This is a genomic window from bacterium (assembly GCA_018812485.1).
In the GTDB taxonomy this organism is placed as follows: domain Bacteria; phylum JAHJDO01; class JAHJDO01; order JAHJDO01; family JAHJDO01; genus JAHJDO01.
The window spans coordinates 1-7,945 of the sequence record JAHJDO010000057.1 but is presented as its reverse complement, the minus strand read 5'-3'; the positions used below and the strand labels follow the sequence as shown (position 1 = coordinate 7,945).

The 7,945-nt window shown below is 41.4% G+C and carries 1 protein-coding gene; it reads right to left on the bottom strand.

All coding sequences use genetic code 11. The features are described from left to right. Window positions 1-7,945, bottom strand: a 7,945-nt coding sequence (locus KKC91_04420) for a GHKL domain-containing protein (protein MBU0477794.1), incomplete at both ends; no start/stop codon positions are given.

The window sequence follows — 7,945 nt, the reverse complement described above, 5'->3', positions numbered from 1 at the left end:
TAAGTAGAGATTCTGAATAGGCTTATTGTTATACTGTGGATCTTCGACCGGCAGGTAATGCTCAACCATGAAGGAAATCGCCCTCCCCCAGAAAGGATGGTTAATAACAGCTTCTGGCGTAACTTCCATCAAATCGCCAACAATTTCTTCCATTCTGTTTTTAAGTTCGTGAGCAATATCTTCATGCCGTCTCCCTGCAATAAAACTTGCTGCTACATAGGCGTAGTTGGCATAAAGCTGCCGTAGGTTCATGCGTAACTGTAATGCCTGCGCATCTTCTTTTTTACTAATTGCTATTATCCGTTCTATAATCTCGTCCATCTTCTCAAGAGAAGGTTCGCGCCATGTAATCTCCATATACAGCTCTCCTAGAATTTCAAAAACCTCTTTCTCTTGCGGGGTTAAACTCATATATTCAGATTTTAAATAATGTTTCTTAAGATTCCCCAACTGGAAGGCGAATTGGTTCGAAATATTCCATAAATCTTCAGATGCCTCGTCTGTCCCCCAAATAAGTCCCGTCCCCCACGAATAGGCATCAAATCTTAAAGCCACCTCTATTGTCTTTAATCCGTGTAATTTTTTAAGCCACTCAAGGCCATGTATCAGGTTCTGGTTATCTTCATCCAATACATTTATAGTGGCCTGTCGTATATCTGGCCTTGATTCGAAAAATTCTAATGTAGCTTGTTGGGCTTGTTCTTCTGAGTGGGCTGGATTTAAGAAATGAAAACCTTCATGCCATATAACGCCGTCTATGAATAGCTGGTGTTCTTCCGGGGTATGTCTTATGCCTAGTTCAGCGCGTTCTGCTGGGTCTTGAGGAGGGGCTCTAAGTAAGGCCCTGTTAATCTCTATTCTTTCAGGTTTATGCTCTGCGACCTGGTCGAGATCATAGGAGGCAAATATTGGAATCTCTTCAGGAGGCGCATGGTCTAAGGTTGCTATCCAGTCCCTTAGAGAATGCCTTAATATATCTTGCTCTTCTTTAGCTAGGGTGGTTTCAGTGTCAGGATCATAGTCAAATGCTATTGTGTATCCTTTTTGACTATCTCTTTCTATTAACACCCTTCCGGTTATGTCAGGGGTTTCTTCTTCACGTCCGACTCTGGCAACGGTGGCAGGATATTGAGATTTTGCATCACCCTTTTCCCCAAGTTTAGCAATACCAAGGGAAGGCAATTTTGGAAGAGGAAATCTGATGGTTATCTCAACATTCTCACCTACATTTTCTGCTCTTATCTCACCATCTACTGCGTCAACTAAATCTAAAACAAGAGGGCCGCGATACCACGGTTCGCCTTTCGTCTTAGATTCAAACATTGTTTCTGTATCAACATGCTCTTTATAGTTTATATCAAAAACAGTATAACCATCCTCTTCGCTTACAGTTACAGAAATATCCTCGCCTTCAGGCTTAGACTTAAGAATATTCAACATGATATTCTTAAGAAAGAAACTTTTTAACCACAATCGAGTGCCAGGTGTAACAGTAAAGTGAAACTGCTCTTGTCCATCAAGATAGCTTGCAATGTCCATGAACTCTTTATCTTTAATCTTTTCTTTGTTTAAAAGTTGTGATAGGCTCCGCGCGTCGTTAGCAGTCCTCTCTATTATCTCTATTATCTCTTTTGCTCTGTCTTTATCGACAAATTGAATCCCTTCTAGTTCCCGGTCCAAACGCTGTTTTAAATTCGTAATTGCGCCTAATAAATCAGAAATTGCGCCATACCAGCCATCTATCCTTTCTACCGTCAAAATATCTTCTTCAAACCCTGACAATTGTTCGCCCGAAGATGTATATTGGTGTATTAGCTGTAGAAGTATGCGTTGAGGAAGCTCTTGATAAAATAAGTCTAAAAGCTCGTCTTTCTTTTCTTTGGAAATTTCCTTAATCCGCTTAACATTAGCTCCCATAATTGCCAGATCGGTTCCTGATATTTTATGTATTGAATATCCAATCTGCCTTAAAAGCCTCTGATATTCTTTCCTTCTTTCTGATGCGATACCTTCACTTTCTCTTGAGATATTTTCTTCTGAGCGTAACAAAATTTTCGCCTGGCCTTCAAAATCATCATAATCGAGCGCAACTGCCTGCCTTTCCGGTAAATGCGTGAATGTAATATCATCTTTTGCTTCGACTTTTTTAAGCGCGAGTAGGGATAATAAAAGATTCCCTACCTCTTCCTCGGTAGTGCCCTTTTCAAAAATAATAGTTCTAAAAAGTTCGGGGTCACCCGTACATGTTGCCTGAAAATAACGAGAAAGCATGGTTTCGATATTAAGCCTTACATATGACGAGCGAATAAAGTCATAAGAAATCGTCTCTCGGGTCTTTGTAATCTCAGCGATCTTTGCGCTATAGCTATATATCTCTCTTGCAAGCGGTTCCGCAAGTTCATCTGCCTCAGGATTGCCGCGTTCTCTCAATATGTGAAAAACCCCCTGGACAAGTCTCTCAGGTACTTGTTCTTTTTTCTTTATAATGTGCTGCCACTTTAGAGGAAGCATTACCGTAAAACAGGCGCCTTCTCCTTCATTATGCGCCGTAATATCTCCGTCAAACATATGTATAAGCTTTTTCGCCCAGAATAATCCATACCCTGTGCCGTGCGGTTTTGTGGTGAATTTCCTCAAGAATATATACGGCAATATATCGTCAGGTATACCGCCTGCTTCATCTAGTATTGAAACCTCAAGCATCTCTTTTTCCTTATTAATCTTAAAGTATATTACCCCTTTAAAATCCCTGCCATATTTTATACGGTACTGCTCATGGGCATTATCCAATAGATACGAAACAATAAAGGTAAGGCCGTAAGGAAATTCTAAATTAGAAAGTTCGTCCTCATCGAAATCAGTCTCGATAGTTACCTCTTCTCCGTAATCACTCAGAAATGCCCCTATAGTGGTTTTCATAAAATCTTCGAGGCCAACAGCCCTCTCTACATTACCAACTGTTGCGGATAACCTCAATAATCTGAGCATATAGTTTTCGGCAACGCTCAGGGTCAAGATGAGATTGTCTAATTGTTCGATAAATGCCCTATATTTTTGCCTGTCAGAGGGATTGAGTAACGATATTTCTTTTCGTGTCTCAGGGATTAAATATCCGGCCACATAGAAAATACGCCCTTTATAATTATGCGTCCTCGCATTAAACGGTAAATCCTTGCTTACATTCCCAAATTCAAAAAACGCGCTCATCTTAGAAAGTTGCGCCTCTATCCTTGAATGCGCCTCTATATCTTCTGCCTCACCTCTAATCTCTGATAATGAGTCTTTTAGCGCCCTTAACCCCATCTTCATCCTCACCTCAAAATCATTAACCCCCCCGTTTAAAAAACTGACATCGGCGGGTTTTGACATTGGGCGGCTAGGAAGTGGCTCTAATACATCTTTGCTTAAATCATACGGATCCTGCAAACGCCTATACACCATCTTCAGTAAATCAATCGGGAAATCTTCATCTGCATTCTTTTCTTTATAGTCAATACCGTATCTTTCTTTGAGGGCCGGGTCTATATCCTTTTCAGATTTATCAAACCCCGGTATCTGATCCTTTGATATAATGCTCCCTGAAACAAAAAAGAAATATCCTTTGAAGTTAAGCACTTCTTCGGGATAGCCGGCATTCGGATGCAATCTCGTTATATTCAGGAGATCGCGACCGTCTTTTCGCCTTATACCTGTCTGCTCTGTTCCAAATTCAAAATCTGCAAGGATGATTATTCTTTCATCAGGCACTCCTTCCGCGCGCAAGCTCTTAATCAATGCTACAGTGTTCTCAGCAGTCCCTGCTTTATGCACCATATCAAAAAATCCACTTACTGTTGCCTCAATGGCATTTCTTATAAAAGGTTTGTCATCTGCTATGATTACATGGCAATCTCTAAATCTATCTACAATATTAGAGGTTACGCCAATATCTTCAGGTTGTATATCTAATACCCCTAACGGTAATTCTTGTTCTATTTCAGCTATATCTACTTCTCCTTTTATCCCTATTTCCTCGCCTCTAGAAAAGGCTACTATCTTTGCCCTTATAAGCTCAAATGCATTTGACATATGTGTTGCATTTGGGCTATGCTCGAGTTGAATCGAGATTTGTCCATCCTGATATCTATCCCAAAGATCCGGGTGTCTCTTAAGCTCATTTATTACAGCCATATCATCTGCGGAGTATAATACAACTTTGCCTGTGAAATTATATGGGGTGCTAAATGCCTGCCTGCAGAATTCCACGCCATTCTCGGCAGGATAATCCCTTAATCTGAAATCAAGAACTAAAAAATTAATGTCCGGGTTTCTCTCTAATGCCTCGAGGCCTTGTTCTATGCTCTGTGCGGTTTTTATCTCTCTGACCTCTGGGCAAGCTATGGTAGCTTTCGTTGCTTCAAGCATGTCTGGCACATCGTCAAGAACAAGCACCTTTACTTCAATCTGTGGACTGGAGGGTTGAGTAATGGGCAGGGTAATGGTAAAGGTAGTGCCCTTGCCAGGTCCCGTTTCAATATCTATAGTGCCGTGGTGGGCATTAACGATGCTCCGAACAACATACAATCCTAATCCATGAACCATGCCCTTCTCCTCCTGCTTGGTAGAAAATCCTATGGTGCCCTGACGAAATTTTTCTACTGATTCCGGAGACATACCCCTGCCTGTATCGCTTATGCGGATTACGACTCCATCTTCTGCTGAGGCCGCTGATATTGTTATCTCTCCGCCATCCGGCATTGCCTCAGAGGCATTGTTTATCAAATTGGTGATAGCCCGGTCTATCTTTTTCGCGTCAACAGTAACCGGCAATTCTTCCGGATAATCCTCAACTATAACTAAATTTTTTCCTTGACGCCTCCAAGTATCCCGGAAATAGTCAGACCTTGCGGCCAATGTTACTTTTAAATCAATCTCTTCTAGATTCAAAACTTTCTTGCCCGAAATAAACTCTGTTAATAACCTATCTGCTTGACGGCACCTGTTTAATATGATCTCTTCAAAAGTTTTATCTGCAGCGCTGCCTGACATAATAGAGGTAATAAATGTTTCTATCTCCGTAACTATACTATGCAGCTCTTTGACTGTAATCCTAACTTCATCGGTTATTCTATCTGGATCGTAATCTCCTCTTTTTATTCTATCTACGTGTTCTGTCAATCGCAAAAAACTACGCTGAAATCTGGTTCTGAGACGGACTGCCTTTTTTATCTGCTTTACCTGTTTTTCGGGTAAAGAACTCTCGGCTATAGCTTCAAGGCTAAAAGATATTGATCCCATGATATTTCCCAATTCATGTCTAGTAACCAACAGATCCAATATGCGCTCATCAAGTAGTTCAATATGACCAACGCCCGGAGATACAATCTCAGCAAGTACGGCCTGGGCCAAAATATCATTAATCTGTTGATCAATCGTTGCCCAATCACTACTTAAGCTGGCTATACCCTGAGGTAATGTGGCAAGAAGCTCCATTATCTCATCAGCACGAACTTCTGCAGGTAAGGTAAGGCTATATTTTACACCAAGCGTTCCAGCAAGGTCAGTCTCATGGATTAGATTTCTTGCGATTAATGGCGTGATATCAGATATTGCACGTGAGTCTTCTAATCGCTCCATAATCTCACTAACTGTAAGTGGCTCTCCAGCCTGCGCAAGGACTCTGAACATGTCCAATGGATAGCTGATAACACCGTCGCTAGTTGCAATTTCTCCAAAATGACGAATACCTGGAGGTGCAGTCTCAGCAAGCGCGGCCTGGGTTATAGCAGTATCTTCAAGCCCTTTACCTGCCCTCGAACAGGCTTGTATTACTTCTTTTGCCCTTTCTAATAACTCTCCGATATTAGGCATCTTTTCTTCTCCCCACCTACTACTTAAATACCCTGATGGATCAAATTGAGAAAACTCTAATAAAGTCTCTATTGGCACTCCATGTTCTTCGCCAATAGCAATATATCGTTCAAGCAGCCAAATCTCTAACTCTAACATTGAAACATACGCTGAAATGAGCGCAGGGCGATCTTTATCTGAGGGGTCTTCGTCTATATTCAGAGATATGTTTCTAAATATGGTATTAAACGTTTCTCTTAGCTGTCGCATCCTAGGCGAAAATTCCCTGAATAGCTTTACAGCCCAATCGCCTCGACTTTCTGCTGCTGTCTCAAAAAGTAGCATAGGCCTCATAAAAAAATTAGACTTGCATCCTGCCATGAACTGTTGTAATTCTTTACTACTTAACAGTTCTTTTCTCTCTAACTTTTGTATAATATTTGTAATTCTTAAAATTCCACCATCGCCAGTCCACGCAGAGTATAATATTTCCAGCATCTGTCGGTCCATATTTCGTTCACTGGGTTCTGGCATTTTTGCTGAAATTTCTTCATATAAAGAAAAAATTGCTCCGTATTTTTGTTCTGCTTTTATTTTAACTTCATTCAAAAGATCGCGGATCTCAAGGTCACATAAAAAACCGGCCAAAGTCTCTGCGTCACCTTCATCCCACGATAAATCGTCTTTTTCTAAAATCATATTCAATATGTTATTTCTTACTTCGTTTCGGCTCCCTTTAAAAGTCTGCCCCATAACGCTGACGGTCCACCTTGCTCCTTGTCTTTCTGCATATGAGGCACCGGTTAAAGCCGGCTCATCTGCTCCAGCTAACGATAGAACAGGCAACTTATGAGCATAATAAAGGACATCATAAGGAACACCTTTATCGCTAAGATTAATATCATGTAATACATTAGGGAGATCCCTTATTCCGCTAAGCGTGATATTGCCTATAATCGCACCATTTGGTGCGACTACCCGCTCTATCTCTTTTAATAAATCAATAGTCCCTTCGTTCCCTAAGACATCTGTTCCTATTGAGGCCGTATAGACTACGGCAAATTTTTCATCATCAAATGGCATGTGACGGCCATCGGCACGATGCAATCTAATACGCTGACGTTCACGAGAAGACAGTGTTAACCATTCTTCGAATATCCCTGTGAAATTATCTCTATCAAGTTCAACAACATGGATCGCTTGAATCTCCGGTTCTCGTCTAAGCCATTCCCTTGCTTCTATCAAACTGGGTCCGGGACCTATTACAGCAATCTCTTTGCCTCTCACCAGATCAGCCAAAGAATTGCCGTCGTCTTCAAATATACCTACACTGGTCGTAAACTGATCTAATGGCCGTTGAAGCGTATGAATAATATATTCATCCGGGACTTCAGGCAAATCAAGCACCTTATCATTACTAACTACCCTAAGTTGTGTCCCATCAAAAAATATCTCCAACCCAACATCCTTCTTAATTAACTCAAGGGCACTTGTTTTGGCAGGAGAAATTTTCTTTTCTTTTGGCGAAACAACCGGCTCGGCAACAGATGCCTGTTTTTCAGCAATGGCCTTTGTCCGCAAGGCGTCTCGTAAAACACCTTTAAGCCCTTCGGCATCCAGGTCAGAACAATCTACGCCGGTTGCTTCCTCTATCGAACCTCTCTCATATTCAAGGTTAATAACATAATCCACGCTATTAATAGCTATCGGGAGCAATTGGTTATAGAATTGCTCCATGGCCTCATCCAGAGACAAGCCAACCACATCTTCGAATGCCTGTTCAAAATCAATACCTTCTTCGCCTACCCGGCGCTCAATCTCTACCCAGCCTCTGCCTAATCTTCCGCTACTAACCTCGTTAACAAAATTGCAAAAGAGAGCTATATGAGGGTAATCAGCTCCTCCCGGCCAACCCTCCATATCCATTAAACGAACTATGGGTTCCCCTCTGATTATCTGCAATAAGAATCGTGGATCGTAAAAATCTGCCCAGAATTGCGCGTTCTTATTCTCTTGAAACCAAGATGGAATCTTATTTCCTGTGTTATAAGCAAATTCTACATCATGCCCTGCATCGTGTTTGAAAATCTTATGCCATGTCTCAAGAGTCCCTGCC